26 protein-coding genes and 1 tRNA gene are annotated in these 26,901 nt (G+C 55.0%); 20 read left to right on the top strand and 7 right to left on the bottom strand.

Features of this window, described 5'->3' with window-relative positions; translation table 11 throughout:
- The first annotated feature begins 152 nt into the window (after positions 1-152).
- From ACJ8J1_RS18800 to ACJ8J1_RS18830, 7 genes are all read left to right on the top strand, one after another.
- Positions 153-1,358 carry an isochorismate synthase gene (locus tag ACJ8J1_RS18800; RefSeq protein ID WP_046688082.1) on the top strand — a complete coding sequence of 402 codons (1,206 nt, stop codon included), beginning with the start codon at positions 153-155 and terminating at the stop codon, positions 1,356-1,358.
- A gap of 7 nt (positions 1,359-1,365) precedes the next feature.
- Positions 1,366-2,994, top strand: coding sequence for a (2,3-dihydroxybenzoyl)adenylate synthase (locus ACJ8J1_RS18805; RefSeq protein ID WP_033641588.1), 1,629 nt, complete (start codon positions 1,366-1,368; stop codon positions 2,992-2,994).
- Between the two features lie 3 nt (positions 2,995-2,997).
- On the top strand, positions 2,998-3,858 hold the full coding sequence (locus tag ACJ8J1_RS18810) for an isochorismatase (RefSeq protein ID WP_033641590.1): 861 nt from the start codon (positions 2,998-3,000) through the stop codon (positions 3,856-3,858).
- A 60-nt stretch (positions 3,859-3,918) separates the two neighbouring features.
- The gene (gene yncE, locus ACJ8J1_RS18815; protein ID WP_033641591.1) at positions 3,919-4,983 is read left to right on the top strand and encodes a 7-bladed beta-propeller protein YncE; all 1,065 of its coding nucleotides are present in this window, start codon (positions 3,919-3,921) and stop codon (positions 4,981-4,983) included.
- A 121-nt stretch (positions 4,984-5,104) separates the two neighbouring features.
- Positions 5,105-5,725: a DUF2238 domain-containing protein gene (locus ACJ8J1_RS18820; protein ID WP_050594393.1), complete on the top strand. Its 621-nt coding sequence runs from the start codon at positions 5,105-5,107 to the stop codon at positions 5,723-5,725.
- Positions 5,726-6,051: 326 nt separating this feature from the next.
- On the top strand, positions 6,052-6,786 hold the full coding sequence (locus ACJ8J1_RS18825) for a winged helix-turn-helix domain-containing protein (RefSeq protein WP_229597883.1): 735 nt from the start codon (positions 6,052-6,054) through the stop codon (positions 6,784-6,786).
- Entirely contained in the window at positions 6,767-7,258 is a 492-nt protein-coding gene (locus tag ACJ8J1_RS18830) for a hypothetical protein (protein WP_033641593.1), read from the top strand. The genes ACJ8J1_RS18825 and ACJ8J1_RS18830 overlap by 20 nt, the downstream gene beginning before the upstream one ends.
- Positions 7,259-7,325: 67 nt before the next feature.
- Here the strand turns inward: ACJ8J1_RS18830 and ACJ8J1_RS18835 are convergent, their stop codons facing one another.
- Positions 7,326-8,081, bottom strand: a complete 756-nt coding sequence (locus tag ACJ8J1_RS18835) for a winged helix-turn-helix domain-containing protein (protein WP_033641594.1) — start codon at positions 8,079-8,081, stop codon at positions 7,326-7,328.
- A gap of 415 nt (positions 8,082-8,496) precedes the next feature.
- Between ACJ8J1_RS18835 and ACJ8J1_RS18840 the strand changes: the two genes are divergently transcribed.
- The 10 genes from ACJ8J1_RS18840 to ACJ8J1_RS18885 all read left to right on the top strand — a co-directional run bounded on the left by ACJ8J1_RS18840 (position 8,497) and on the right by ACJ8J1_RS18885 (position 17,134).
- Entirely contained in the window at positions 8,497-9,057 is a 561-nt protein-coding gene (locus ACJ8J1_RS18840) for a fimbrial protein (protein ID WP_033641595.1), read from the top strand.
- Between the two features lie 85 nt (positions 9,058-9,142).
- Positions 9,143-9,688, top strand: a complete 546-nt coding sequence (locus tag ACJ8J1_RS18845) for a fimbrial protein (RefSeq protein WP_033641596.1) — start codon at positions 9,143-9,145, stop codon at positions 9,686-9,688.
- Between the two features lie 29 nt (positions 9,689-9,717).
- Complete coding sequence (locus ACJ8J1_RS18850; protein ID WP_050594394.1) at positions 9,718-12,249, top strand: outer membrane usher protein; 2,532 nt, start codon at positions 9,718-9,720, stop codon at positions 12,247-12,249.
- A 57-nt stretch (positions 12,250-12,306) separates the two neighbouring features.
- Entirely contained in the window at positions 12,307-13,056 is a 750-nt protein-coding gene (locus tag ACJ8J1_RS18855) for a fimbria/pilus periplasmic chaperone (protein ID WP_033641598.1), read from the top strand.
- A gap of 49 nt (positions 13,057-13,105) precedes the next feature.
- Positions 13,106-13,720: a fimbrial protein gene (locus ACJ8J1_RS18860; protein WP_033641599.1), complete on the top strand. Its 615-nt coding sequence runs from the start codon at positions 13,106-13,108 to the stop codon at positions 13,718-13,720.
- Positions 13,713-14,300: a fimbrial protein gene (locus ACJ8J1_RS18865; protein ID WP_050594395.1), complete on the top strand. Its 588-nt coding sequence runs from the start codon at positions 13,713-13,715 to the stop codon at positions 14,298-14,300. Before ACJ8J1_RS18860 ends, ACJ8J1_RS18865 begins: the two co-directional genes overlap by 8 nt.
- A gap of 11 nt (positions 14,301-14,311) precedes the next feature.
- Positions 14,312-14,839: a fimbrial protein gene (locus tag ACJ8J1_RS18870; protein WP_033641600.1), complete on the top strand. Its 528-nt coding sequence runs from the start codon at positions 14,312-14,314 to the stop codon at positions 14,837-14,839.
- Positions 14,840-15,065: 226 nt separating this feature from the next.
- Positions 15,066-16,028 carry an MrpH family fimbial adhesin gene (locus tag ACJ8J1_RS18875; protein WP_128868668.1) on the top strand — a complete coding sequence of 321 codons (963 nt, stop codon included), beginning with the start codon at positions 15,066-15,068 and terminating at the stop codon, positions 16,026-16,028.
- A 138-nt stretch (positions 16,029-16,166) separates the two neighbouring features.
- Entirely contained in the window at positions 16,167-16,712 is a 546-nt protein-coding gene (locus ACJ8J1_RS18880) for a helix-turn-helix transcriptional regulator (RefSeq protein ID WP_071845104.1), read from the top strand.
- Positions 16,713-16,849: 137 nt separating this feature from the next.
- Positions 16,850-17,134 carry a hypothetical protein gene (locus ACJ8J1_RS18885; RefSeq protein WP_046688092.1) on the top strand — a complete coding sequence of 95 codons (285 nt, stop codon included), beginning with the start codon at positions 16,850-16,852 and terminating at the stop codon, positions 17,132-17,134.
- 644 nt (positions 17,135-17,778) lie between these two features.
- Here the strand turns inward: ACJ8J1_RS18885 and ACJ8J1_RS18890 are convergent.
- The 6 genes from ACJ8J1_RS18890 to aspA form a co-directional block, all read right to left on the bottom strand.
- Positions 17,779-17,854 (bottom strand) — tRNA-Phe (locus ACJ8J1_RS18890).
- 160 nt (positions 17,855-18,014) lie between these two features.
- Positions 18,015-18,590, bottom strand: a complete 576-nt coding sequence (gene dicD / locus ACJ8J1_RS18895) for a division control transcriptional repressor DicD (RefSeq protein ID WP_015376374.1) — start codon at positions 18,588-18,590, stop codon at positions 18,015-18,017.
- 42 nt (positions 18,591-18,632) lie between these two features.
- Positions 18,633-20,354: a protein-disulfide reductase DsbD gene (locus ACJ8J1_RS18900; protein WP_033641605.1), complete on the bottom strand. Its 1,722-nt coding sequence runs from the start codon at positions 20,352-20,354 to the stop codon at positions 18,633-18,635.
- Complete coding sequence (gene cutA, locus ACJ8J1_RS18905; protein WP_004929657.1) at positions 20,330-20,653, bottom strand: divalent cation tolerance protein CutA; 324 nt, start codon at positions 20,651-20,653, stop codon at positions 20,330-20,332. The genes ACJ8J1_RS18900 and cutA overlap by 25 nt, the downstream gene beginning before the upstream one ends.
- Positions 20,654-20,762: 109 nt before the next feature.
- Entirely contained in the window at positions 20,763-22,064 is a 1,302-nt protein-coding gene (locus ACJ8J1_RS18910) for an anaerobic C4-dicarboxylate transporter (protein WP_033641606.1), read from the bottom strand.
- Positions 22,065-22,313: 249 nt separating this feature from the next.
- Positions 22,314-23,750: an aspartate ammonia-lyase gene (gene aspA, locus ACJ8J1_RS18915; RefSeq protein WP_004929659.1), complete on the bottom strand. Its 1,437-nt coding sequence runs from the start codon at positions 23,748-23,750 to the stop codon at positions 22,314-22,316.
- 369 nt (positions 23,751-24,119) lie between these two features.
- On the opposite strand from aspA, the gene ACJ8J1_RS18920 reads away from it, so the two are divergent.
- From ACJ8J1_RS18920 to groL, 3 genes are all read left to right on the top strand, one after another.
- On the top strand, positions 24,120-24,608 hold the full coding sequence (locus tag ACJ8J1_RS18920; RefSeq protein ID WP_033641607.1) for an FxsA family protein: 489 nt from the start codon (positions 24,120-24,122) through the stop codon (positions 24,606-24,608).
- 189 nt (positions 24,609-24,797) lie between these two features.
- On the top strand, positions 24,798-25,091 hold the full coding sequence (locus ACJ8J1_RS18925; RefSeq protein WP_004929661.1) for a co-chaperone GroES: 294 nt from the start codon (positions 24,798-24,800) through the stop codon (positions 25,089-25,091).
- A gap of 44 nt (positions 25,092-25,135) precedes the next feature.
- A complete protein-coding gene (gene groL, locus ACJ8J1_RS18930; RefSeq protein ID WP_004929662.1) occupies positions 25,136-26,782 on the top strand; it encodes a chaperonin GroEL in 1,647 nt (548 codons plus the stop codon).
- Positions 26,783-26,901 lie beyond the last annotated feature (119 nt).

A 26,901-nucleotide genomic window follows, 5' to 3' on the forward strand; every position in this document is an offset into this window, starting at 1 on the left:
AAACCCACAGCGTTTATGTCATGATTTCGAAATGAAAGAAGTGCTTACGTTTATTGACATAGCAAATATCGGCGAGTAATTTAGCGCGGAATCAACTCAAATGATAATCATTATTATATTGGTTATCACTTCAAATTCTTGAGGGCGAAGCGATGGTTACTGCCGTGAACGACATCAATCGAAAGGAAATGCAGGAGCGCGAAGAACACCGGTTCGCCGCTGATTTTTCTCCGGCGTCGGGCTTCTTCTTTACCTCCCCTTACCGCAGCTTGACCACCACCGGTTGTTTCAGCCGCATTCGCCTGCCGGCCGCGGACGGCGCAGATCTGAACGGCGAGTTCCAGCGCCGCGTGCGGCAGGCGTTTGCCGAGGCCCGTCAGGCCGGCATCAAAAAGCCGCTGCTGTGTGGCGCCATTCCGTTCGATACCCGGCAGCCTTCGGCGCTGTTTGTTCCCCAGCAGAGCCGCTGGTTCGACCGCGCCGCCTTTATGGCCGGCGTTCGGCCTTCGGCGAACGGCCCTGAACTGGCCGGGGTGACGGAGCTGCCGCCGCAGCAGACGTTCATGAACATGGTCAGCGACGCCGTTGCCGCGATGAAGGCCGGTGAGCTGGATAAAGTGGTTTTGTCGCGCCTGCTGGAGATCGAAACGCGCCAGCCGGTGGATCGCCATGCGCTGATGGCGCGCGTGATCGCCCAGAACCCACACGGTTTCCACTTCCATGTGCCGCTGGAGCAGGGCGCGCTGTTGGGCGCTAGCCCAGAGCTGCTGCTGCGTCAGGACGGCGGCCGTTTCTATTCCAACCCGCTGGCCGGTTCCGCCCGGCGGGAGGCCGATCCGCAGCGCGATCGCGAAGTGGGGGAGCGGCTGATGGCCTCGGCGAAAGATCGCCACGAGCACCGCATCGTCACCGAAAGCATGCGCGACGTGCTGGCTGGCCGCTGCCGCTACCTGAACGTGCCGCACACCCCTGAACTGCTGACCACCACCACGCTGTGGCATCTCTCCACGCCGATCGACGGCGAGGCGGCGTCTCCGGACGAAAACGCCCTGTCGCTGGCTTGCCTGTTGCACCCGACGCCGGCGCTGTGCGGTATGCCGACGGCCGAGGCGCACGCCCTGATCGGCAAGCTGGAGCCGTTCGATCGCGGCCTGTTCGGCGGCATCGTCGGCTGGTGCGACGACGAAGGCAACGGCGAGTGGGTTGTGACTATCCGCTGTGGCACCGTTGACGGCAACCGGGTGCGGCTGTTCGCCGGCGCCGGCATTGTGGAAGACTCTTCACCCGAATCTGAATGGCATGAAACAGGTACCAAACTCAGCACCATTCTGCGTGCCTTTGGTATGAATCAAGGATAACGACAAGATGAGCATTGCCTTTACCCCCTGGCCGGCGGAGTTCGCCAGCCGCTATCGCGAGCGCGGCTACTGGATTGACAAGCCGCTGACCGAGATCCTCGACCGCCAGGCCAACAACGACGCTCCGGCGATTATCGACGCCCAGGGCAGCCTGACCTACCGCGAGCTGCAGCAGCGCTCCGATCGCCTGGCGGCCGCTTTGCTGCGCCGCGGCGTGAAATCCGGCGACACCGCGCTGGTGCAGCTGGGCAACGTGGCGGAATTTTATATCGTGTTCTTCGCGCTGCTGAAAATTGGCGTGGCGCCGGTCAACGCGCTGTTCAGCCATCAGCGCAGCGAGCTGAACGCCTATGCCGAGCAGATCAAACCGGCGCTGCTGATCGCCGATCGCCGGCACGCGCTGTTTGCCGACGATCAATTCCTGAACGCCTTTCGCGATGCGCATCCTTCGCTGCGGGTTGTGGCGCTGCGCAGCCAGCCCGAGGGCGAGCTGGCACTGGCCGCCTGGCTGGACGAAGCCAGCGACGGTTTCGTCGCGCAGCCTTCCGCGGCCGATCAGGTGGCGTTCTTCCAGCTTTCCGGCGGCAGCACCGGTACGCCGAAGCTGATCCCGCGTACCCACAACGACTACTACTACAGCATTCGCCGCAGCGTGGAGATCTGCCGTTTCGACGCGCAGACCCGTTATCTGTGCGCGCTGCCGGTGGCGCACAACTACCCGATGAGCTCGCCGGGCGTGCTGGGCGTATTTTATGGCGCCGGGCGGGTAGTGTTCGCCGCCGATCCTGATGCCGGGCAGTGCTTCCGCCTGATCGAACAGCATCAAATCAACGTGACGGCGCTGGTGCCGCCGGCGGTCACGCTGTGGCTGCAGGCGATCGAAGAGTGGGGCGGTAATGCCCAGCTCGCCAGCCTGAAACTGCTGCAGGTGGGTGGCGCCAAGCTGGGCGAAACGCTGGCGGCGCGCATTCAGAACGAAATCGGCTGCCAACTGCAGCAGGTGTTCGGCATGGCGGAAGGGCTGGTGAACTACACCCGGCTGGACGACGACGAACGCCACATCCTGACGACGCAAGGGCGGCCGATGTCGCCGGACGACGAAGTGTGGGTGGCGGATGACGACGGCAATTCATTGCCGGCGGGCGAGGTCGGCCGGTTGATGACGCGCGGGCCTTATACCTTCCGCGGTTACTACCAGAGCCCGGCGCACAACGCCGACGCTTTCGACGCCGACGGTTTCTACTGCTCCGGCGATCTGATCAGCATCAGCGAAGACGGCTACATCACCGTGCAGGGGCGGCAGAAAGACCAGATCAACCGCGGCGGGGAGAAGATCGCCGCCGAGGAAATCGAGAACCTGCTGCTGCGTCATCCGGACGTGATCAACGCCGCGCTGGTGTCGATGCCGGACGCGCTGATGGGAGAGAAGAGCTGCGCTTATATCATCGCCAACGCGCCGCTCAAGCCGGTGGTGCTGCGCCGCCACCTGCGCGAACAGGGCGTGGCGGACTTCAAACTGCCGGATCGTTTTATTCAGGTGGACAGCCTGCCGCTGACTCCGGTCGGCAAAGTGGACAAAAAACGGCTGCGCCAGCAGCTCGACGCGCAACTACAGACTCAGGCTCAGGGAGATTAATCGATGGCCATTCCAAAACTTAATGACTACGCGCTGCCGACGGCGGACGAACTGCCGCAAAATAAAGTCACCTGGCAGGTAGAACCGCAGCGCGCCGCGCTGCTGATCCACGATATGCAGCAGTATTTCCTCAATTTCTGGGGCGAAGACAGCGCGCTGATCAAACAGGTGGTGGAGAACATCGCCAACCTGCGTCGCTACTGCAAACAGCAGGGCATTCCGGTGTTTTATACCGCCCAGCCGAACCAGCAGAGCGATGAGGACCGCGCGCTGTTGAACGACATGTGGGGGCCGGGCCTGAACAAACACCCCGAGCAGCAGGCGGTGACCGCCGCGCTGGCGCCGGACGAAGACGACACGGTGCTGGTGAAATGGCGCTACAGCGCCTTCCACCGCTCGCCGCTGCAGGAGATCCTGCAGGAGTCCGGCCGCGATCAGCTGATCATCTGCGGCGTGTACGCGCACATCGGCTGCCTGACCACCGCTATCGACGCCTTCATGCGCAACATCCAGCCGTTCATGGTGGCCGATGGCCTGGCGGATTTCTCGCGTGACGAACACCTGATGGCGCTGCGCTACACCGCCGGCCGCTGCGGCCGGGTGGTGACCACCGCGTCTCTGCTGCCGGCGACCGGCATCGCCAGCATCGACGCGTTGCGTCAGCAAATCCTGCCGCTGCTGGACGAAGACAGCGAAGACATGGGCAACGATGAAAACCTGATCGATTACGGTCTGGATTCGGTGCGCATCATGGAGCTGGCGACCCGCTGGCGCAAGATCCGCGGCGATATCGACTTTATCGCGCTGGCGCGCAACCCGACCATCGACAGCTGGTGGGCGCTGCTTTCCGAAGAGAAAGCCTGATTTTAATAACGAGAGAGGGCGGCCGCTCGGTCGCCCCGTTGGCTCTATAAGGAGATTTTGATGAATGCTTTGATCACCAAGGGAAAACGTGCGGCATTTCCGCTGATGCTGCTGTCCACGCTGCTGTTCTCCAACTCGTTGCTGGCGCAGACCGCGCCGGAAGTGCTGCGCAAGCCGGTTGGCAAGGGCGCCTATGAAATGGCCTACAGCCCGAGCGAGAACGCGCTCTACCTGGCGACGTCGCAGAGCCGCAAGCTGGACAAGGGCGGCATCGTTTACCGCCTGGATCCGACCACGCTGGACGTGACCCAAATTATCCATAACGACATCAAGCCGTTCGGCGCCGCCGTTAATGCTAAAACCGGCACGCTGTTCTTCGGCAACACGGTCAATAACTCGGTGACCGCCATCGACGCCAAGACCGGCGACGTGAAAGGCCGCTTGGTGCTGGACGCGCGCAAGCGCTCCGAGACCGTCAAGCCGCTGGCGCCGCGCGAACTGGTGGCGGATGCCGACAGCGATACCCTGTATATCACCGGGCTGGGTGAATCCAGCGTGGTGTGGGTGGTGGACGGCAAGGATCTGACCCTGAGCGCCACCGTAACCGACACCGGCAAGTACGGCACCGGCCTGGCGTTGGACGCCGCCGCCAAACGTCTGTACGTCACCAACGCCGACGGCGAGCTGGTGACTATCGATACCCAGAGCAACAAGGTGCTGTCACGCAAGAAGCTGGATGAGACTAAAGAGCACTTCTTCCTGAACATCAGCCTGGATACCGCCACCCATCGCGCCTTCATCACCGACTCCAAGCAGCCACAGGTGCTGGTGGTGGATACCCGCAACGGCAACATCCTGAGCAAGATCGACGTGCCGGAATCGCTGGCGGTGCTGTTCAACCCGGCGCGCAATGAAGTTTACGTGACCCATCGCCAGGCGGGTGAAGTGAGCGTGATCGACGCCAAGAGCTACAAGGTGCTGAACACCATCAAGACGCCGACCCACCCGAACAGCCTGGCGCTGTCGCCGGACGGCCAGACGCTGTACGTCAGCGTCAAGCAGGCTTCCAGCCGCGAGAAAGAAGCGACCGCGCCGGACGACGTGATCCGCGTAGCGCTGAAGTAATCCCGAGCAGGGTAAGCACCCCTCGAACAGGCGAAGCGGCGACGCTCCGCCTGTTTTTTTTCGCCGTGCGATCTGCGGTATAAAGAGGGGATTGCCCTATTGACCCGAAGGAACGTTGGTTATGCCCGTCTCACGCACGCCGTTGTTGTTGTCCGTTATTACCCTGTTGCTGCTGGCCGCGCTGATCCACAGCGGCATCAGCCCTTACGATCGCGCCACCTGGCTGATGGAAGTGGCGCCGGTATTGATTGTTTTGCCGCTGCTGTGGCTGACCCATCGCCGTTATCCGCTGACGCCGCTGCTCTATACGCTGATTTTCTTCCACGCGCTGATCCTGATTTTCGGTGGCATGTACAGCTATGCCCGCGTGCCGCTGGGGTTTGAGGTGCAGCAGTGGCTGGATCTTGGCCGCAACCCGTACGACAAACTGGGGCATTTCTTCCAGGGGCTGGTGCCGGCGCTGGCGGCGCGCGAGATCCTGCTGCGCGGCGGTTATGTGCGGGGCCGCAAAATGCTGGGCTTCGTGGTGTGCTGTATCGCGCTGGCGATCAGCGCGGTGTATGAGCTTATCGAGTGGTGGGCGGCGCTGGCGCTGGGCCAGGGCGCCGATGAGTTTCTCGGCACCCAGGGCGACCCGTGGGACACGCAGTCCGACATGTTCTGCGCCTTGCTTGGCGCGATAGCCGGTCAATGGCTGTTCGGTGGCTGGCAGGATCGGCAACTGCGGCGTTTAAAGGCGTAAGCCCGGCGGCGGTTGAGCCTGGTGAAAATGGATATTTCTCGTGCCGCCCGGTATTTGCCGGGCGGCATTTTTAATATCGACATGATAAAAATCGACAATCATCAGTTAAATGTTTGGCGCCCTGTGAGACAGCGCAATGTTATTTCCTATATTTATGTTTATTTAGCTTTTTATGCGTTTTTCTAGGAATTTTCTTAACTCATGCCGTGTGCTACTATTCTCATGTTTAACAAGGGCTAATTATTATTAATTAGTTTTTTGAGCGGGGAACAATGAGATACGTAATTAATAATAAGATTAAATATCATGAGGATAGATCAGAGTTGGTGGATCTCAACGCTGAGCTGCCGCCTCAACCGCTCACCGCCACCCTGAACCGCCTGCTGTCCGCGTTGGTCAGAAACAATAATCTGGTGGTCTCCCGCGATACCCTGCTGACGCAAGTATGGGAAGCGCACGGCCAGGTGGCCTCCGGCAATAACCTCAATAACACCATTTCCATCCTGCGCAAGATGTTCGCCGCCATGGGCGAGGACGACATTATCGTCACGTTGCCGCGCCAGGGATTCATGTTTACCGCCGCTTCGTTGAAGACGACGGACAGCCTGGCGGAGAGTTTGCCGGAGATGCCGAGCCCGGCGGCTGCAGAAAACGCCTTGCCGACCAGGCCGCTGCGAACGCAGCGATTTAAGCGCTTCGGGTTGGCCGCGTTGTTGCTGTTGGCGACGGGGAGCGGGGTATGGGCCTGGCAGGATGCCGGTTATGAGCCGCTCAGCGCGGTAAGCGTAGGCAATATCGGCAGCTGTGAGGTGAAGTTCGTAGCTTCTTATCATAAGGTGGGCCCCGGCGAGGCCGATCTGGCGCATTTGAAAAATATGCTGGCGCAAAATAAGTCGGTTCGGTGTACAGAACCGGCGACGCTGCTGTACTACGACAGCGGTTCGGTGATGTCGGAGGCCGTTGGGCGAGCCCGGGTATCTTATTACTTCTATTGCCCACAGGCCGAGATGGCCGCAGGCAAAGTGCAATGTGAGAACTATTATGAAAGCCGGGTTAAGTAAGCGCCTTTGGCGTTATCGCTATGCGCTGTTGAGTGCGCTGGCAATCGCAGGCTGCGGCGTTTCCGCCTATTTCTTGTTTTTTAAACCGCAAATTCCGGAGTGCCGCGCGGTGCTGCGTTCAACCGATCAGCTGCCTGGCCAATTAATGCAGCGTGTCTTGCTGGTGAGCGTTGTACCCGAAGGCGCGCGGAGCGTGACCCTGTTGCTGAGCGGCAGTTTTTTTGACGGCGACACGCGTTATACCATCGAGCGGGCAATGATTATGGACTATCAGCGGCAGGGGAGTAACTACACGCTGCGCCGCAAGGAAGCGGTCAGAAAGCCGCAAGACAATTTGGATAATGAAGCGCTTAACCGCCGTTTGCCCATGTCGGCGCCGTTGATCCATTGGCGAATTGAAAAAATCGATGAACGCCACTATCTGTTCAGCGGCAACCATGCGCCGTTGTTCGTGTGCACCACGGCTTCCTGAGCGGAGAAGGTCCCCGGCAACGCCGGGGGATTGTTTTTCGTTGGCCCTGGGGATAAATGGCGCAATGTTATGGTTGTTTATTATTGATGTAATTGTTAATGCAGGGGCTATTGCTCGCCCGCGGGCAATAGGTTAACCACTGTTCGTCCTTTTCTGCGCCCTCATTGCGAATGTTGTCATAGTAATAGATATCCGCCCGGTATTGGCAGTTGAAGCCGGCTTGCCGTATCTCTCGCTTAATGTTTGCCAACTCACCGCTGCCTAACCGCATGGTGTAAATTTGGCAATTTTGCTCATTGCCCAACGGATAAACGCTGATGCGCGTGCTGTTTTGGTAAAGCACAATCGCGGCAAACGGCACTAAACAAGCGGCCATAATCATAATTAAGCGCTGAACAGAGCGACGAAAGTTCGGCGTTCGTGCAACCGGTGGCGGCGTTGAAGCTATTTCGGTTTCGCTATAATCATTATTATTAACTTCATCGGTATTTATATCCATCAGCTGAATGCTTGCGGCGCTAAATTTAAACCCCTGACGGGGATAGGTAACAATAATATCTTCCACGCCGAACTGCGCCAATGACTTACGCAGGCCGGAAACGTAATTATTCAGGTTGTTATTGGAGGCTTTGAGCCCATGTTCAACCCAGACGTCATTAAGCAACCTCTCTCGCAGCAGCAGCTTATCATTATTGCGAATAAACAACGAAAGCAATCTGCTGGTCGGTTTAAGTAACGCTATTTTATTACTGGCATTATCGACATGCGACAGCGTGCCCTCATCCTCATTAAAGAGGATGTCTTCATTTATGATAAAAATCATTTCATTTACCCATCAACTTTCCTGTCGAGGGATTATTCTGAGACCTGATGCGGCTTTTTTCAATCCTTCACTCTGTGTGTAAATAGGATTTTTCTCTCTATCCGTATAATTGACATGAAATGTTTATCTGCTTACAAGTTTTTTTATATAAATAGTGATAATTAACTTCTATTTTTTGGGTTTAAAATCTATTTAATTATTATTTTATCGATAATAATCCTGTGTTTTTGTCTTTTTTCGACATAACGTTTCAAACAAAGCTCGGGGAGTGTAAATTTGTTCCCACTGATACGGAACGCGGAAACGCAGCGTATTAGCCACGGATACAACGCTCAGGAATAAAGCTGCTGCATTGCATGCGTGACTTAAGAATTTAATTTACTCCACTTCTTACTAAGGAATGTAAGGGACTTCTATGAAACTGAATAAAATTATGATTGCAGCGGTATTGGCCTTTGGTGCTTCTTCCATGATGGCGCAGGCGGCAAATCAGGGTAGCGGTACTGTCACTTTCACGGGTGAAATCATTGATGCGCCATGCTCTATTGCACCGGGCAACATCGATCAAACCGTTCCACTGGGTCAGATTTCCAACCTGAGCCTGAAAGACGGCCGCGAGTCTGAAGTCAAAGAACCGTTCAGCATTAAGTTGGAAGACTGCACTAATGCTACGGCACAAACCGTCAAGACGACCTTTACCGGTGAGGCCGGTGGTTCCGCCGGTACCGATAAGAAGATGATTGCCCTGGGCAGCGGCAGCACCGCCAAAGGTGCGAGCATTGTTATTACCGATACCCTTAATTCTAACGCCGTTGTAGAGCTGGGCACAGCGACCACCGGGCAGAAGATCGAAATTGGTGATACTGGTGCCGAACTGGCATTCAAAGCCTTCCTGAAAGGGAACGGCGGCACTCTGGATACCATCATTCCTGGTGCATTCACCAGCGTGGTTAACTTCGCGCTGAGCTACCAGTAATCGTTTTACTCCATTAATGCCGGCATGCGGGATATCCCGCATGCTTTTTCCCAGTATGGAATCTTAATTATAATGGACAACGCATATGGCTCCCGTTGAAAAAAATAGAGTGGCGCCTTCCCTATTGGCCATGCTTTTTATAGCTCAGACGATGCCGGCAGCGGCGGCGGTTATTGGCTGGGGAAGAGTCAATATGGAAGGCGCTATTGTTAATGCCGCCTGTGCCATTGAATCGGCAAGCCGTGATCAAACGATTGATATGCAAACATTACCGATAGAACAAATTGCCCGGGACGGCCATGGCTTGACTAAGCCATTCAGTCTGCGGCTTTTAAATTGCAGTTTGGCAGACATGGACAAAGTGCAACCAGGCCGCCAGCATTTTCAAATGACGTTTGATGGTCGAGTCGATAGTGAATTCTTTGGGGTGACGGGGGAGGCAAAAGGAATTGCATTACGTATTTCAGATAGCCTCGGTAATGTGATTTACCCAGGTTTAGCTATGCCAATAGGCGGTACCATCATCAATGAGAGCTACTTAAATTATTCCATGCAACTGGTAGCTAATCGCCAAGTGTTACGTGCCGGGGATTATAGAACCGCTATTCGATTTAAATTGAATTACTACTGATTATAAATAAGTTAAAGGTTGGCGGAGCCATGAAATCGAACGCGAACAAATCGAAAACGCCTCTGTTAAGCCTGCTGGGAATGTGCATTTCTTTGGCGATATATAGTTTGCCTGCTCAGTTGCAGGCAAGTGACGGGGTACAGTTTAACATCGACGTGTTAGATTTAAATGACAGGAAAAATATCGATCTGAGCCAATTTTCGCACGGCGGTTTTATTATGCCTGGGAAATATATCATGTCGGTTAATCTGAACACACTGGTGTTGCCTGAAGAACCTGTCGCATTCTATGCGCCGGAAGATGAGGGCAAGGGAAGCGTGGCCTGTATTTCGCCAACACTGGTTGAAAAACTCGGGCTTAAGTCAGATGCCTTAGCGAAATTACGTTGGTGGCATGACGGGCAGTGTTTGGATCTCGGCAGCCTTAATGGTCTGGAAGCCAAAGGCGATCTGGCGTCATCTACCTTGTATTTGAATATTCCGCAGGCCTACCTGGAATATTCATCGCCGGATTGGGATCCTCCATCTCGATGGGATGAAGGTATTCCAGGGTTGTTGCTGGATTATAATCTAAATTCACAGGTGCAGCGCACCCAGCAGAATAGCCAACAATCCTATAATCTAAGCGGGAACGGAACAGCGGGGGCCAATCTGGGGGCTTGGCGTTTACGTGCTGACTGGCAGATGAATATCAATCATCAAACCGGCACAGGCTTACCAACGCAGCAAGATTTTGACTGGAGTCGATATTATGCTTTCCGCGCGCTGCCTAAGTGGGGTGCTCGCTTGACTATGGGTGAGGATTATCTGGCGACGGATATTTTCGACAGTTTCCGCTATACCGGTTTTAGCGTGACTTCGGATGACAATATGTTGCCGCCCAATCTTCGCGGTTATGCGCCAGAAGTGACGGGGATAGCCAAAAGCAATGCCAAGGTCGTTATTAGTCAGATGGGCCGTGTGTTGTATGAAACCCGGGTTGCGGCGGGTCCATTCCGCATTCAGGATATTAATGATTCCATCAACGGGCAGCTGGATGTTCGGGTAGAAGAGCAAGATGGCAGCGTGCAGGAGTTTAAAGTAGATACCGCAAATATTCCTTATCTGACACGCCCTGGTACGGTGCGTTTCAAATTCGCGGGTGGTAAACCTTCTGATTGGAATCATCATGTGCGTGGTCCTCTGTTCGCTACTGGTGAGTTTTCCTGGGGTGTGAGCAACGGGTGGTCATTATATGGCGGCGCTTTGGGTGGGGGCGATTATAAAGCGTTATCTATGGGGCTAGGCCGCGATCTATTGGCATTTGGCGCGTTGTCTTTTGACTCCACGCAATCGCGAGCGGAATTACCCCAACAGGGCGGCACCAAAACCGGCGGCTCCTATCGGGTAAGTTATTCGAAGAGTTTTGATGAATATGATAGCCAAATCACCTTCGCTGGTTATCGTTTCTCTGAACAGAACTTTATGACGATGAGTGAATACCTCGACGCCCGTTATGATGAAAGTCGCCTCGGGAAAAGCCGAGAAATGTATACCATCACGCTGAATAAGCAGTTTCGCGATTTAGGGTTAAGTACCTATCTCAACTACAGTCATCAGACTTATTGGGACCAGCCTGTTAGCGAACGTTATAGTTTGGCTCTTTCGCGGTATTTCGATTTGGGAGCCATGAAAAATATCAGTGCGTCACTCACGGCTTTTCGGAATAAATTTCAGGGTGCCAAGGATGATGGCATGTATTTATCCTTTACCTTACCGTGGGGGGTTAATTCTAACTTCAGTTACAGCAGTTCGTGGAACCGTAATGAAAATACGCAGCGGCTTGGTTATTACGAAAGGCTGGACGAACACAATAACTATCAGTTGAGCACCGGGCTTTCACGCCGGGGAGGTTCAGCAAGTGGCTTTTATACCCATGAGGGTGATAACGCGCGCATCGGCGCCAATGCCAGTTACCAGGGGGGAAGTTACTCATCCATGGGGTTCTCATTGCAAGGTGGGATGACGGCCACCGCCAAGGGCGCGGCGCTACACCGCAACAGTACTTTGGGCGGGACGCGGTTGCTTTTAGATACCGAAGGCGTGGGCGATGTGCCGGTGCGTGGATTTGGGGCGACGGCGCGCACCAATATGTTCGGTAAAGCGGTAGTGGCGGATATCAACAGTTATTACCGCAGCAAGGCGAGTATCGATCTCAACACGTTGCCGGATAACGTTGACGCTACGCAGTCGGTGGTACAGGCGACATTAACCGAGGGGGCGATTGGCTATCGGCGCTTTAATGTGATTGCCGGGCAAAAGGCGATGGCGGTGATTAGCCTGGCCGACGGCAGCGCCCCGCCGTTTGGTGCGGTGGTCTACAACAGTCGGCAGCAACAGACCGGCCTGGTGAATGATGGCGGGAGTGTGTATCTGAGCGGAATTAAACCCAATACTGAAATGACAGTGAATTGGGATGGTAAGGCCCAATGCCGGATCACATTACCGACAATTCGAACGGATATTATGTTGAGCAACTTACTGTTGCCATGCCGCGTGAATACTGAGGCGAGAGCGGAATAAGCCGCCGAACCCATGACTATTTTAGTAAGAGCAAGCTTTATAAGACGGAACAATTTTATGCAAAAGAACATGGTAAAAATATTTTCAGTCGCCGGTGTGTTGTCGGCAATGGTATTGAGCAGTCAAGCCCAAGCCGCTATTGCGCTGGATCGTACTCGCGTAATTTTTAACGGTTCCGAGAAATCGGTGAGTCTGAATATCAGCAATAAAAATACTCAACTGCCGTATCTGGCGCAGGGATGGTTGGAAGATGCCGAAGGCAAGAAGATTAACAGCCCGCTAGTGGTATTGCCGCCGGTGCAGCGGCTGGAACCTGGAACACAGAGCCAAATAAAAGTGCAGTCGACGCCAGCAGTGAATTTGTTGGCACAGGATAGGGAGACGCTGTTCTATTTCAATCTGCGAGAAATACCGCCTAAAAGCGAGAAAGCCAACACATTACAAATAGCGTTGCAGACGCGCATCAAGCTGTTCTATCGCCCGGCGGCGATTACGCCAGGCAAAGGCAGTGCTTTTACGCCGTGGCAGGAGCAGTTAACGCTGACTCGTCAGGGGACGGGCTTCCAGGTGAATAATCCAACGCCTTATTACATCACGCTGGTTGATGCCAGCAACAGCAAGAAGGGAAAAACGGCACAGGGTTTTGAACCGTTAATGGTGCCGCCTAAGGGAAGCATTGCGCTGGGTGCCTCTGGGTTAGGCAATGCACCGGTGCTGACCTACATCAATGATTACGGTGGCCGCCCAGAGCTGACATTCAAATGCGGCGCCAGTGATTGCCAGGTCGTGCCTGACGCAAAAGGATAACAGAAACCGGCGGTACGTTTTACCGGTTGAAGCGAGCGGGGAAGAAGTCATGCAAAAAATGGACAACGGTTACAGCAATCTGAAGGGCAGATCTTTGGCGTGTCAAGCAGGCATGGTCTCCATGCTGTTGTTGGTCTTGCTGGCGGCCAATTCTGCGAAAGCAGAAGACGGAAATCACGGTGTGTTGTTTGTTCATGGTGCATTGACCGAGGGGGCTTGCCGGCTGGATATGGTGTCGGCGCGCCAGGACGTTTGGTTGGGGGAAACGGCGACCGGCAACCTGGCCAAAGTGGGGGAGCGTACAGAGCCGGTCGCCTTCCAGCTTCGCCTACGAGATTGCTTGCGTACTGGGGCAGCCATGCAGGACGAACGCAGGGGCAATAAAGTTTGGGATGCTTATCAGCCAGCAGTGAGCGTGAGTTTCAACGCCCCTGCGGATGCGGACAATCCGCGCTTGGTGAAGGTACGAGGCGCTGGCGGGATAGCGTTGCGATTATTGGACAGTGACAAAAAAGATGTACGTCTGGGGCACCGTAGCCGGCCTCAGTTGTTGGCGATAGGAAGCGACGCGTTGAATTTTTACGTGATGGCGGAACGCACGCGTGCGCCTATGGTGGCAGGAGCCTATCAGGCCGCAATTGATTTTCGGATGAACTATGACTGAGGCGAAAGCAATGGGCAAGTTATGGCGCTGTATGTGGCGAAAGGTGGGGACAAGCCTACTGCTCTCTCTCTCCTTAGCGGCCACTATGACGGTAACCTCGGCCTTAACCTTATCGGGAGTGTTGTTGGTGAGCCAGGTTGGTTGGGCAGCGACGGCGACGGTTACAGTCAAAGGTGCCGTGGTTGCCAAGCCCAAGTGTGAAATTAACGGCGGCCAGGATATTTTTGTGTCCTTCAATGAACTGATCACCACAAAAATTGATGGCGAAAAATACGGTAAAAGGCTTATCCCCTACGAGGTTAGCTGTAGCGGCAATATGTCCGGCAACGCCGGGTTGTTGAAAGTGAGCCTGCAAGGGTTATCGCCGGACTTTGGGGATGGTTTGCTGCACACCAACAATAACGATTTGGCGATTAAGCTACTGCAAGAGAATGGTCAACAGCTGAGGTTGAATGCCTGGATGAATTTTACTTATCCGCTTACGCCAAAGTTATACGCAGTACCGGTGAAGCGCAGCGGCGCCACGCTGAGAGGAGGGGACTTTTCCAGTTCCGCCACATTGCTCGTAGAGGTTCAATAAAGGAGATGCAAATGAAGATAATGAATATGGAAAAAATGAATATGGTGCGTGGCTCAGGCTTGGCCGCCATGATCTGCGTGGGGTTACTAACCATGGGGGCTGCGCAAGCGGTAAATGTAAAGTTTACCGGAAAGTTGGTTGAGCAACCCACGTGTACGCTGAATGAGGGTAAAGATATTAGCGTGGATTTTGCCAACGTAGCCATCAATAAAATAGACGGCGTCGCGTACAAAAAAATGGAAATTCCGTATAGCGTATCTTGTAACGGCGGTTCTGCGGGATACGGCGATCTGAAAGTCAAACTGGGGTTTGCACCGGTGTCCTGGGGGGACAGCAAACCGCTGCAGTCAAGCGTGGGTAACCTTGGCTTGCGTATTACACAAGGTACAGGCGACACCACTTACGTCAGCGATACCAAATTAATTATTGACGCTGCCAACCCTACTAAGCTTTACGCGGTGCCTATTGCGCGGCCAGGAACCATGCTGGTGGGGGCAGATTTTACTGGAACCGCGACGTTAACGGCGGAGTATGAATAATAAGGGTTTCTGCAACTGGGTGGGCAAAGCCCGGTTGCAGGAAACAAAGGCAGCAGCGTTAAACTAACAAGAAGCCAATACGTTACTTCATTGTAAAATCGGTATGCCGTTGATGGGTAATGTTTTTTATTTCTGTGCTTAACCGAAGATAGCAAGCGCTTTTTTCGTGTGAACTAATGTCATTTTTTTATTATTTTTAATACGTCCATGAGTGCAAAGAGAATTTATGGTTAATTATAAAGCGGTTTTTTTTAAAAATAAATTCCCATGGGCGAGACGTGCTATTTTGTCTTCCCTTTTGGTTTTTATTTATATCTGCAAAGCAAATGCAGGTATGGTGTGGGAAACCACCAATGCGCCTATTGTGAATGGGCTTATTAACTCCGGGAATTATGCTGGTGCAGGCGCCTCAGGCCGGCTTGTGAGCATTGATGTTAATGATCAGACGCAGAACCCTTGTTTTCAGCGCTCTTGTATAGTCACTATTGGGGTCTTTACCAATTTCAATCAATTCCTAGCCCCTTATGTAGGGACATCCTTATCTCCTACATGGCAAGCAACTCTTTATCCTGAGATGAACACCGCCTGGACAATGGGGGAGCTATATAAAATTATAACTAAAAAAGTTAAAAACCCCATAGATGTTGGGTTTAATGCACGTGGGTACCCTAATTTTAGTTATTATTGCGATCCTGATTATAGCCCCTCATTTTGTATTATTAAAAAAAAATGGGAGGCCTACTCAAAACTGTGCTATGCGCTTGTTTATCAGTTTTCGTCATCTGTATATTATAATGCTTTCCCTGGGCAAAGCTGCATTGGTCCCACGCCGCCAAATAATGAATGCAACATCGATGCAGGGGCGGTAACACTGGATCACGGTCAGTTAAGTACTGACGAAGTTAATGGCCATAAGAAAAAAGAGAGCGTGAGGCTTTCTTGTACTTATCCGGCTAACGCGGATATTTCTGTGGTGAGCAATAATGCCAGTGAGAAAATAGAGCTAAAAGCTGACGGGAGTCTTTTCTCGACCGTCACTATCGATGGTGTTCCCGGCATCACTGGCAAGAAAATCAACATTCCTACTGGTGGGGTCGCTATTGATCTGGAATCGACCTTGCACACCACCGGAAATGTTGAGGAAGGGCCATTCAGTGGTAATGCCATACTTATCATTAATTCATATTAATTATATGGTTTTTGCGTAATTGGCTAAAGTAAGACGGCCGATTATCCTTTAATTAATTGATTAGGCATTAATAACGACAAGCGAAAGTGCCCTGCAATTTTTGTAGGGCATATCGGCATATGATTTTTTGAGGCAAAGATGAAGGTTATCAATATTATCATCGATGATGACAATCGTTATTTTTCTGCTGGTCTGAAAAGCAGTTTAAATCAGTATGCTCAAGCCAATAATAAGGTGCTTTGTTTTTTAAATCAGGATGCAGTAACCCGACCTGATGTGATATTCGTTTCATCAAGACGAATTGCTCATCGTTGGCGAAGCGCGGCGCATGAAAATGGGTGCACGCCTGTCGTCATGATAAAGGAAAGGCCGATTATTTCTGATGAAGTTTCCCGCGTGCTGTATCGAACGGATAGCATTGATAAATTGTTCGTACTGTTGGCAAAAATACTGAGTGATAGCCGAGCCACAACGCGATTTGTATATCAGCCTCTAACCCGTCGCGAGCGTCAGGTAGTGAACTATCTTAGAAGAGGGTTTGACCAATCGCAAACCGCCAGGGTAATGGGGGTGAGCGTTAAAACGGTGCACAGCCATAAACGTTCGGTAATGGGTAAGCTGATGCTAAACCGCAGCCATGATTTTATTTATTGGCTGCTATCCCCAGAGGCAGAGTATTCCTAACCGTGATGGGGAATAATTTTAGTTGTTCTCATCTGCTATCTTTATAATGCTAAAAGATAATGGATTATGATTAATATTCCCCAAGGGAATATTAAATCTTGTTTTATTCAATTGCTAAATAACACAAAGGGAAAAGTATGAAAAAGACAGCAACTTTGCTTCTCGGCGCCTGCATCATGATGGCGTCTTACGCGCACGCCGGTTTTAACGGTAATCAGAATGTGCAGGGCAATAATGGCAACGCCAGCGGTGCCGGCAATAGCGACTTTGGCCAATGCATCAATGGCCAGGGGAAAAATGGCGGGCAATGTGGTGGCAATACCAACTCAAGCGCCAAGCCAAAAGAGAAAGATAAAGGTGATATCGTGAATGCGATCTGCGAATCGCCGTTTATGAAAAAATACTCACCGATATGCCAGTAATATTGATTTTAAATGACAAGCAGGGGTATCCCCTGCTTTTTTTGTGCTCATTGACTAAATGGCCTGTTGTTTCGACTAAGACCATAAGCTCGGTGAATTTTTTCGTTGGCAGTGATGGTGGCTTGCGTCATTTTCGCTGGGCATTATCTACACCAAGGGAAAGGTGAAGTGAATTTGTTTTATTTCGCGATATTTTTATTCTGCTTAAGCATGTATTCATTCTACAAACATGCGCAGCATATGAAGAAAAGGCAGTTGTCTATTCAAGGCTACGGCCATGCTTCCAGGTGGTTGGCATTACGACGTCATCATTGACGTCGCTTCGGAAATGTATGGCGTAGCATTTTTACCAGAGAGTGAGTTCCGCCTCAACGAAATTGGGCACGACTCGCCTGGTGCCGCCACTTTCACGCTTAATGCCGAGAATACGGTAACCCGGTTATCCTTGAAGCCAACGTTTGTGTGGGGGGAGGGAGCCAAGTAGGCAAGGGAACATTCGCCCTATGTCGCTGGCGCCGGGTTGAACAGCGCTTCAGCGCTGGCCCGCAGGGTGAGGCCTTTAGGCCGAATAATCGAACGCAGTTCGATGGAGAGTCCGTATCTCAGAAAGCAAAAAACCCGCCATAGGCGGGTTCTTCTGAAGATGGTGCCCGGACTCGGAATCGAACCAAGGACACGGGGATTTTCAATCCCCTGCTCTACCGACTGAGCTATCCGGGCAACGGGCAGCATTAAACCGTATTGGCCGAAAGCCGTCAACGGCTTTATGCGTGAAATACGCGAAAATGCCTCCGGTTGCTGGCTTTTCAGGCAAAGGGCGCAAAAAATGCGCCTGTTGGGGCTATCGCCTCGGGTTGGCTGTGCCGTCAACCCTGCCGATTCAGCTCAACGCCCCGTTGCGGCGGCACTGCGCCACCTGCAAGATGTCTTCCGCCAGCCGTTTGGCGACCGATACGTCCTGGAGCTGGCGTTTTACCAGCAGTTTGCTCAGGCAGCCTTCCTGAATCAGCTCCATTTGCTGCGCCACCATGTCGGCGTCGTCGGCGTCCATGTCGCGCAGCAGCTCGCGGGTCAGCTCCAGCGAGGTCAGCTTCTGTTGCTCCGCCAGTTGGTGGATCGGGTGATCCGTTTCCGGGAAGAAGCTGCAGGCGGCGATAAACAGGCAGCCGGGGTAGCGGTCTTGCTGCACGTATTCCGCCAGCACGTCATAGCGCGCCAGCAGTTTTTGCTGCGGGCTCAGGTTTTCGTCCAGCAGCAGCTGGCGGCGCCAGGTGTCGATCTGTTGGCCGTGGTAGCGCAGGCAGTCGTACAGCAGCGCTTCGCGATCCGGCCAGAACCGTTTGAGATCGCCGGGCTGAACGTCGAGTTTTTCCGCCAGCATCTCTAATGTGGCGGTCGCCAGGCCCTGTTGTTCCAACAGGCCCAGCGCGGTATCAAGGACGTGTTCACGTTGCACTTGTGCTTCCTCCCATTCGCTTCCGATCTTCAGTGTCAGTTATCACATCACTTTCTGCAAATGCGCGTTGAAGGCTTCCGCCTTCATAAAACCGGTGACCCGCTCGGCCGTCAGCTCGCGGCCTGCCGGATCGAAGAACAGGATCGTCGGCAGCCCCAGCACCTGCAGGTGCTTCAGCAGCGCCGCTTGTTCCGCGCTGTTAGCGGTGACGTCCGCCTGCAGCAGCACCGCGTTGGCCAGGCTCGCCTGCACCGCCGCATCGCTGAAGGTGTATTTCTCGAACTCTTTGCAGGCTACGCACCAGTCGGCGTACAGGTCCAGCATCACCGGTTTGCCCCGCGCCTGTTGCAGCGCGAGATCGAGCTGTTCGACGTTGTTGATGCGGGTAAAGGCCAGATGCGGTTGAGCCGCCTGCTGCGCCTGGTCAGCACCGAAAGCCCAGTCCTGCAGCGGCCGCGCGGCGATCACCGCTGCCGCCAGCAGCAGCAGTTGCAGAGCGCGCGCCCAGCCGCGTGTGCTTCTCAGGCTCAGGGCGAAGGCCCAGCCGAAGAACGCCAGGCCGAGCAGGCTCCACAGGCGCAGTCCCCACAGGTCGCCGATCACCCGCTCCAGCAGGAACACCGGCAGCGCCAGAATGACGAAGCCGAAGGCCTCTTTCACGTACTGCATCCACGGGCCGCTGCGCGGCAGCAGGCGGTTGCCGAACAGGGTGACGATCACCAGCGGAATGCCCATCCCCAGCGCGTACAGGTACAGCGTGCCGCCGCCGGCCCACAGATTGCCGCTCTGGGCGATATACAGCAGGATGGCGCTGAGCGGCGCGGTGGTGCAGGGGGAACAGATCAGCCCGGCCAGCGCGCCCATCAGGAATACGCCGGTCAGTGAGCCGCCGCGCTGGGTGTTGCTCCAGCTCGCCAGCCGGGTTTGCAGCGCCGAGGGCAGCTGCAGGGAATAGAGGCCGAACATCGACAGCGCCAGCGCGATGAACAGCGCCGACAGGCCAATCAGCACGTAAGGATGCTGCAGCGCCGCCTGGAACTGCAATCCGGCGGCGGCCACCACCAAGCCCAGCAGGGTGTAGGTGAGCGCCATGCCCTGCACGTAAACCAGCGCCAGCGCCAGAATGCGGCCGCTGCTTTGCGGCCGGTCTCGGCCGAGGATGATGCCGGAGATCAGCGGGTACATCGGCAGTACGCAGGGGGTGAAGGCGATGCCGATACCGATCAGCAATGCCCACAGCGGCGAGAACGGCAGGCTGGCTGGTGTTGCGGATTGTTCGGCTGGCTCAGAGGCAGCCGCCGGGAGCGGCGCGGCTGCGGTGGCGCTGACCGCGTCCAGCGGGATGGTTCGGGTTTCCGGCGGGTAGCAGAAGCCGGCCTCGGCGCAGCCCTGATAGGTGACGCTGAGGCTGGCGTTGGCCGCCGCCTGTTGCAGCGGCACCTGCAGATTCAGCTGCTGTTTGAAAATCGCCACTTCGCCGAAGAACTCGTCCTTGTGGCTTAGCCCTTCGGGCAGGGTAAAGGCGCCGAGCGTCGCCTGCTGCGGCACCAGTTTGATCTGCTGGCGATACAGGTAATAGCCGGGGCGGATCTGCCAGTTCAGTGTCACCTGGCCGCCTTGCTGTTTGAAATCGAAGGCGAAGGCCTGATCGACGGGCACGAACTGGCTGCCGCCCTTCGGCGCGAACAGCGAAGCCTGCGCCGCCTGCGGCAGGAAGCACAGGCTGCACAGCAGCAAAATCAGTTTAATGAAGCGTTGATCCATAACAGGTAGTCTTTATCTCCGGCCATCACCGGCAAGACCAGCAGCTCAGGCGTCTGGTATGGGTGATGTTGTTTCAGGGTGTCGAGCAGGGCTTGCTGACGGCGGCGATCGCTTTTGAACAGCATCTGCACTTCGTATTCCTGTTCCAGTTTCCCTTCCCAGTAATACAGCGAAGTGGCGCCAGGCAGCAGCGTGGCGCAGGCCGCCAGCTTATCGCCCAAGACCCGCGCCGCCAGTTCCTGGGCGCTGGCTTCATCGGGTGCGGTACAGAGTATGACGACAGCTTCGCAATCAGACATCTTCAGCCCTCTCATCGGTTCGAATGGGCACTATACCCTGAAGGCGGATTGGCTAGAAGGCGAGTTTATCGCCAGAAGGAAAACCGGGGCCGCAGCCCCGGTCGACGCCTTACAGCATGACGCTGCCGAGCAGGAAGCCGAATACCACCGCGAAAATCACGCCCATGGTGCCGGGAATGAAGAACGGGTGGTTGAACACGAAGCGGCCGATGCGCGTGGTGCCGGTATCATCCATCTGCACCGCGGCGACCAATGTCGGGTAGGTCGGCAGGATGAACAGGCCGGAAACGGCGGCGAAGGAGGCGACGGCGGTCAGCGGCGACACGTTCAGCGCCAGCGCCATCGGCATCAGCGCCTTGGCGGTGGCGGCCTGCGAGTACAGCAGCGCCGAGCAGAAGAAGAAGATCACCGCCAGCAGCCACGGGTGCGCCTGAATGACGCTGCCGGCCGTCTCTTTGATCCAATCGATGTTGGCCTGGACGAAAGTATCGCCCAGCCAGGCGACGCCGAGGATACAGATACAGGCGCTCATGCCGGCCTTGAAGGTGCTGGAGTTCAGCACCATGTCGGTGTCGACGCGGCACAGCAGGGTGGTCAGCGTGGCGACGCTCAGCATGATGATCAGAATGGCGTTGGTGGTGTTCATCAGCGGCTTGGCCACCAGACCCAGGCCCGGGCTGTTGATGATGGCGTAGGCGACCACGCACAGCACGCCGAGCAGGAACAGCAGCACCGAGGTTTTGGCGCGTGGTTTGATCGCCAGCGCGTTGTTGCCGCGCAGGGTGATCAGGCCTTCTTCCAGGCGTTTCAGGTACACCGGATCGTTAGACAGCTTGGAATCGAACAGCCAGGTCACCAGCAGCGACATCAACAGCACCGCGCAGAAGGTGGACGGGATCACCACCATCAGCAGGTGCAGGTAGCTGACGCCGTGGCCCTCCATCACCGAAGACATGTACACCACCGCGGCGGAGATCGGCGAGGCGGTGATGGCGATCTGGGCGGAGACCACGGCGGTCGACAGCGGGCGGCAAGGCTTGATGCCCTGTTCTTTCGCCACCTCGGCGATCACCGGCAGCGCCGAGAGTGAGATATTGCCGGTGCCGGCGAAGATGGTCAGGAAGTAGGTGACGATAGGGGCGAGAATGGTGATGTGCTTGGGGTTCTTGCGCAGCAGTTTTTCGGTCTGCTGCACCAGGTAGTCCATCCCCCCGGCGACCTGCATCGCGGAGATCGCCGCAATCACCGCCATGATGATGGAGATGACGTCGAAGGGAATGTTGCCCGGTTTGACGCCGATCAGCGCCAGCGCCAATACGCCCAGTCCCCCCGCGAACCCGATACCGATACCGCCCAATCTGGCCCCTAAAAAGATGGCCAGCAGAACGATAACCAATTCTACGGCTAGCATAGTGTTTACTCCTTAAAATGAGATTTCCCGTCATCCTTGAAACTGCATCGGTGTTGGCTGCGAGCGCTCACCCCAGTCACTTACTTGAGTAAGCTCCTGGGGACTTGCGCTCTTGCCGCCTTGATGCAGTCCCAATGATTTAGGGTGTAAATTGAAAATAAAACGTTAAAATTTTGTGGGCGCCTAAAAGTAAAAAGGCACGCTATCCAGAGGATTTAGCGTGCCTTTCAGGGCTACCGGGTAGGTCTGTTATTGTTCATTTTCATCCGTATAGCGTTTGGCTTTATAGGCCGGGTGCATCAGGTTCTCCACGGAGAAGATGTCATCCAGCTCGGCTTCGGTCAGCAGGCCGCGTTCCAGCACCACTTCGCGCACGCTCTTGCCGGTTTCGGCGCAGATCTTCCCGACGATGTCACCGTTATGGTGGCCGATGAACGGGTTCAGATAGGTGACGATGCCGATCGAGTTGAAGACGTAGTGTTCGCAGACTTCTTTATTCGCGGTGATGCCGTTAATGCATTTTTCCAGCAGGTTGTAGCAGGCGTTGGTCAGGATGTGGATCGACTCGAACATCGCCTGGCCGATCACCGGCTCCATCACGTTCAGCTGCAGCTGGCCCGCTTCGGCCGCCATGGTAACGCAAGTGTCGTTGCCAATCACCTTGAAACACACCTGATTGACCACTTCCGGCACCACCGGGTTCACTTTGGCCGGCATGATGGACGATCCCGCCTGCAGCTCCGGCAGGTTGATTTCGTTCAGGCCGGCGCGCGGGCCGGAGGAGAGCAGGCGCAGGTCGTTACAGATTTTGGACAGTTTCACCGCCAGGCGTTTGAGCGCGCTGTGCACCATCACGTAGGCGCCGCAGTCGGAGGTGGCTTCGATCAGGTCTTCCGCCGGCACCACCGGCAGGCCGCTGACTTCCGCCAGTTTTTGCACCGCCAGCGGCTGGTAGCCTTCCGGGGTGTTGAGCGCGGTGCCGATGGCGGTGGCGCCGAGGTTCACTTCCAGCAGCAGCTCCGCGGTGCGGTGCAGGTTGCGGGTCTCTTCGTTCAGCAGCACGCTGAAGGCGTGGAATTCCTGGCCGAGGGTCATCGGCACCGCGTCCTGCAGCTGGGTGCGGCCCATTTTCAGGATGGTTTCGAACTCTTTCGCCTTGCGATCGAAGCCTTCGCGCAGCTGGTTGATGGCGTCGATCAGTTTCTGGTTGGAGGCGTACACCGCGATGCGGAACCCGGTCGGGTAGGCGTCGTTGGTGGACTGACACTTATTGAGGTGATCGTTCGGGTTCAGGTACTGGTATTCGCCTTTTTGATGGCCCATCAGCTCCAGGCCGATGTTCGCCAGCACTTCGTTGGTGTTCATGTTCAGCGAGGTGCCCGCGCCGCCCTGGAATACGTCCACCGGGAACTGATCCATGCACTTGCCTTTATCCAGCACCTCGTCGCAGGCCTGGATGATCACGTCGGCGATTTTGCGCGGGATGGTTTTGAGTTCTTTGTTGGCCATCGCCGCGGCCTTTTTCACCATCACCATGCCGCGAACGAACTCGGGGACATCGCTGATTTTGCTGTTGCTGATGTAGAAGTTTTCAATCGCACGCAGAGTGTGAACTCCGTAGTAAGCGTCTGCGGGGACTTCACGTGTTCCTAACAGGTCTTCTTCGATACGAATGTTGTTTGACATGAGAACCTTCTCTATGTGTTGCTGCCGAATTAATAATTTGTCAGGTCAAGGCTAGTAAGGGCACAGCCTAAATTAATATTGCCGAAGGCTTGGGGCGTGAAACGATTAACCAAATCGCCCGTAGCTGCCCAGATCATATGCTGGTTGGTAAGAAATGACTGAATCCAGATCACCTTATGGTGTTTAAGGATATGCCCTTTTTCGGTTCTGTGACTTCTTTCACGTTTGTGAACTTTAGCAATAAAAACCGGCTCTCGGTTGAAATGGTGGGGGGATGCCCTCATTGTAATAGTGTCGGCCGTTTACGGCCTCTTTTTTCGCGCCGTCGCCCCGTGGCGGCCGTGCCTTACCTACCGATAGGAGAACCAGGTGCGCTGGTTACCGCTACTGCTGATATTTCTGCTGGCTTACATAGAAATATCCATCTTTATCAAAGTCGCCGCCGTGCTCGGCGTGGCTGTCACCCTGCTGCTGGTGGTGTTCAGCTCCTGCGTCGGCATTTCGCTGGTGCGCAATCAGGGCATGAAAACCTTCGTGCAGATGCAGCAAAAACTGGCGTCCGGCGAAAGCCCGGCGGCGGAAATGGTGAAAAGCGTTTCGCTGGTGCTGGCGGGCTTCCTGCTGCTGATACCGGGTTTCTTCACCGATTTCCTCGGCCTGTTGCTGCTGCTGCCGCCGGTGCAAAAATCGCTGACGCTGAAACTGATGCCACACCTGTCGGTGTATCGCCCCGGCGGTTGGACGGGCGGCGACGCCGCCAACGGCAATACCTTCGACGGCGAATTCCAGCGCAAGGACGACGAACGCCCGGTGCTGGAACACCGCTCGGACGAGGATCGCAAACCTCACGATCGTTAAGCAAACGCGGCTCTGGCCGCGTTTTTCATCTCTGCGGCACTCGTCGGACCAAAAATGCGAAATTTTTTTTGTTCGCCCCCTTGAAGGGGGCTGGAACGCCCCCATCTCAAATGCCACGAGGCCGGTAATAACAACCATCCGGTGTACAACCCTAAATCTGATAGAGACCTTCTTACAGGAGAGCGTTCAATGAGTATTCGTCCATTGCATGACCGCGTTATCGTCAAGCGCAAAGAAGTTGAATCAAAATCTGCTGGCGGCATCGTCCTGACTGGCTCTGCTGCGGGTAAATCCACTCGCGGTGAAGTGGTTGCAGTGGGTAAAGGGCGTGTGCTGGAAAACGGCAACATCCAACCGCTGGATGTGAAAGTTGGCGATATCGTGATTTTCAACGACGGCTACGGCGTGAAAGCAGAGAAGATCGACAATGAAGAAGTGTTGATCATGTCCGAAAGCGACATTCTGGCAATTGTTGAAGCGTAATTGCGCTTTATCTTCTGAACTGAACGAGTTGAAGGGAAATACCAATGGCAGCTAAAGACGTAAAATTCGGCAATGACGCTCGCGTGAAAATGCTCCGCGGCGTGAATGTTCTCGCTGATGCAGTAAAAGTGACCCTGGGCCCGAAAGGCCGCAACGTAGTGCTGGATAAATCTTTCGGCGCACCGACCATCACCAAAGACGGCGTTTCCGTTGCGCGTGAAATCGAACTGGAAGACAAGTTTGAGAACATGGGCGCACAGATGGTGAAAGAAGTGGCCTCCAAAGCGAACGACGCGGCGGGCGACGGCACCACCACTGCAACCGTACTGGCTCAATCCATCATCACCGAAGGCCTGAAAGCGGTTGCTGCAGGCATGAACCCGATGGATCTGAAGCGCGGCATCGACAAAGCGGTTGTCGCTGCGGTTGAAGAACTGAAAAAACTGTCCGTACCTTGCTCCGATTCCAAAGCTATCGCTCAGGTCGGCACCATCTCCGCCAACTCCGACGAAACCGTGGGTAAACTGATCGCGGAAGCGATGGAGAAAGTGGGCAAAGAAGGCGTTATCACCGTTGAAGAAGGCACCGGCCTGCAAGACGAGCTGGACGTGGTTGAAGGTATGCAGTTCGACCGCGGTTACCTGTCCCCATACTTCATCAACAAGCCGGAAACCGGTTCTGTTGAGCTGGAAAGCCCGTTCATCCTGCTGGCTGACAAGAAGATCTCCAACATCCGCGAAATGCTGCCGGTGCTGGAAGCCGTTGCCAAAGCAGGCAAACCGCTGCTGATCATCGCTGAAGACGTTGAAGGTGAAGCGCTGGCGACCCTGGTGGTCAACACCATGCGCGGCATCGTGAAAGTGGCTGCCGTTAAGGCGCCTGGCTTCGGCGACCGTCGTAAAGCCATGCTGCAGGACATCGCTACCCTGACTGCCGGTACCGTTATCTCTGAAGAGATCGGTCTGGAGCTGGAAAAAGCCACCCTGGAAGACCTGGGTCAGGCGAAACGCGTTGTCATCAACAAAGACACCACCATCATCATCGATGGCGTGGGCGACGAAGCGACCATCCAGGGCCGCGTTGCTCAAATTCGTCAGCAGATCGAAGAAGCGACCTCTGACTACGATCGTGAAAAACTGCAGGAGCGCGTAGCGAAACTGGCCGGCGGCGTTGCCGTTATCAAGGTTGGCGCAGCCACTGAAGTTGAAATGAAAGAGAAGAAAGCCCGCGTTGAAGACGCCCTGCACGCGACCCGCGCCGCAGTGGAAGAAGGCGTGGTTGCCGGCGGCGGCGTAGCGCTGATCCGCGTTGCAGGCAAAATCGCCGCGCTGAAAGGCGACAACGAAGACCAGAACGTGGGTATCAAAGTTGCGCTGCGCGCAATGGAAGCCCCTCTGCGTCAGATCGTGGTCAACGCCGGTGAAGAAGCTTCCGTTATCGCCAACCAGGTGAAAGCGGGCGAAGGCAGCTACGGCTACAACGCTTACTCTGAAGAATACGGCGACATGATCGCGATGGGTATCCTGGATCCAACCAAAGTGACCCGTTCTGCTCTGCAGTACGCGGCTTCCGTGGCTGGCCTGATGATCACCACCGAATGCATGGTCACCGACCTGCCGAAGGCTGACGCACCGGATCTGGGCGCAGCAGGCGGCATGGGTGGCATGGGCGGCATGGGCGGCATGATGTAATCATCCCCCCACAGGCTTGTGTGCTGAGAACCCCGGTCAAATGACCGGGGTTTTTTTTAGCTTAAAAATCAATAAAAAGAATGTTTATTTAGCTTGTTATTAGTTCACCGAATGAATTA

The organism is Serratia sp. CY37869 (genome assembly GCF_052168895.1).
Lineage (GTDB): Bacteria > Pseudomonadota > Gammaproteobacteria > Enterobacterales > Enterobacteriaceae > Serratia > Serratia ureilytica.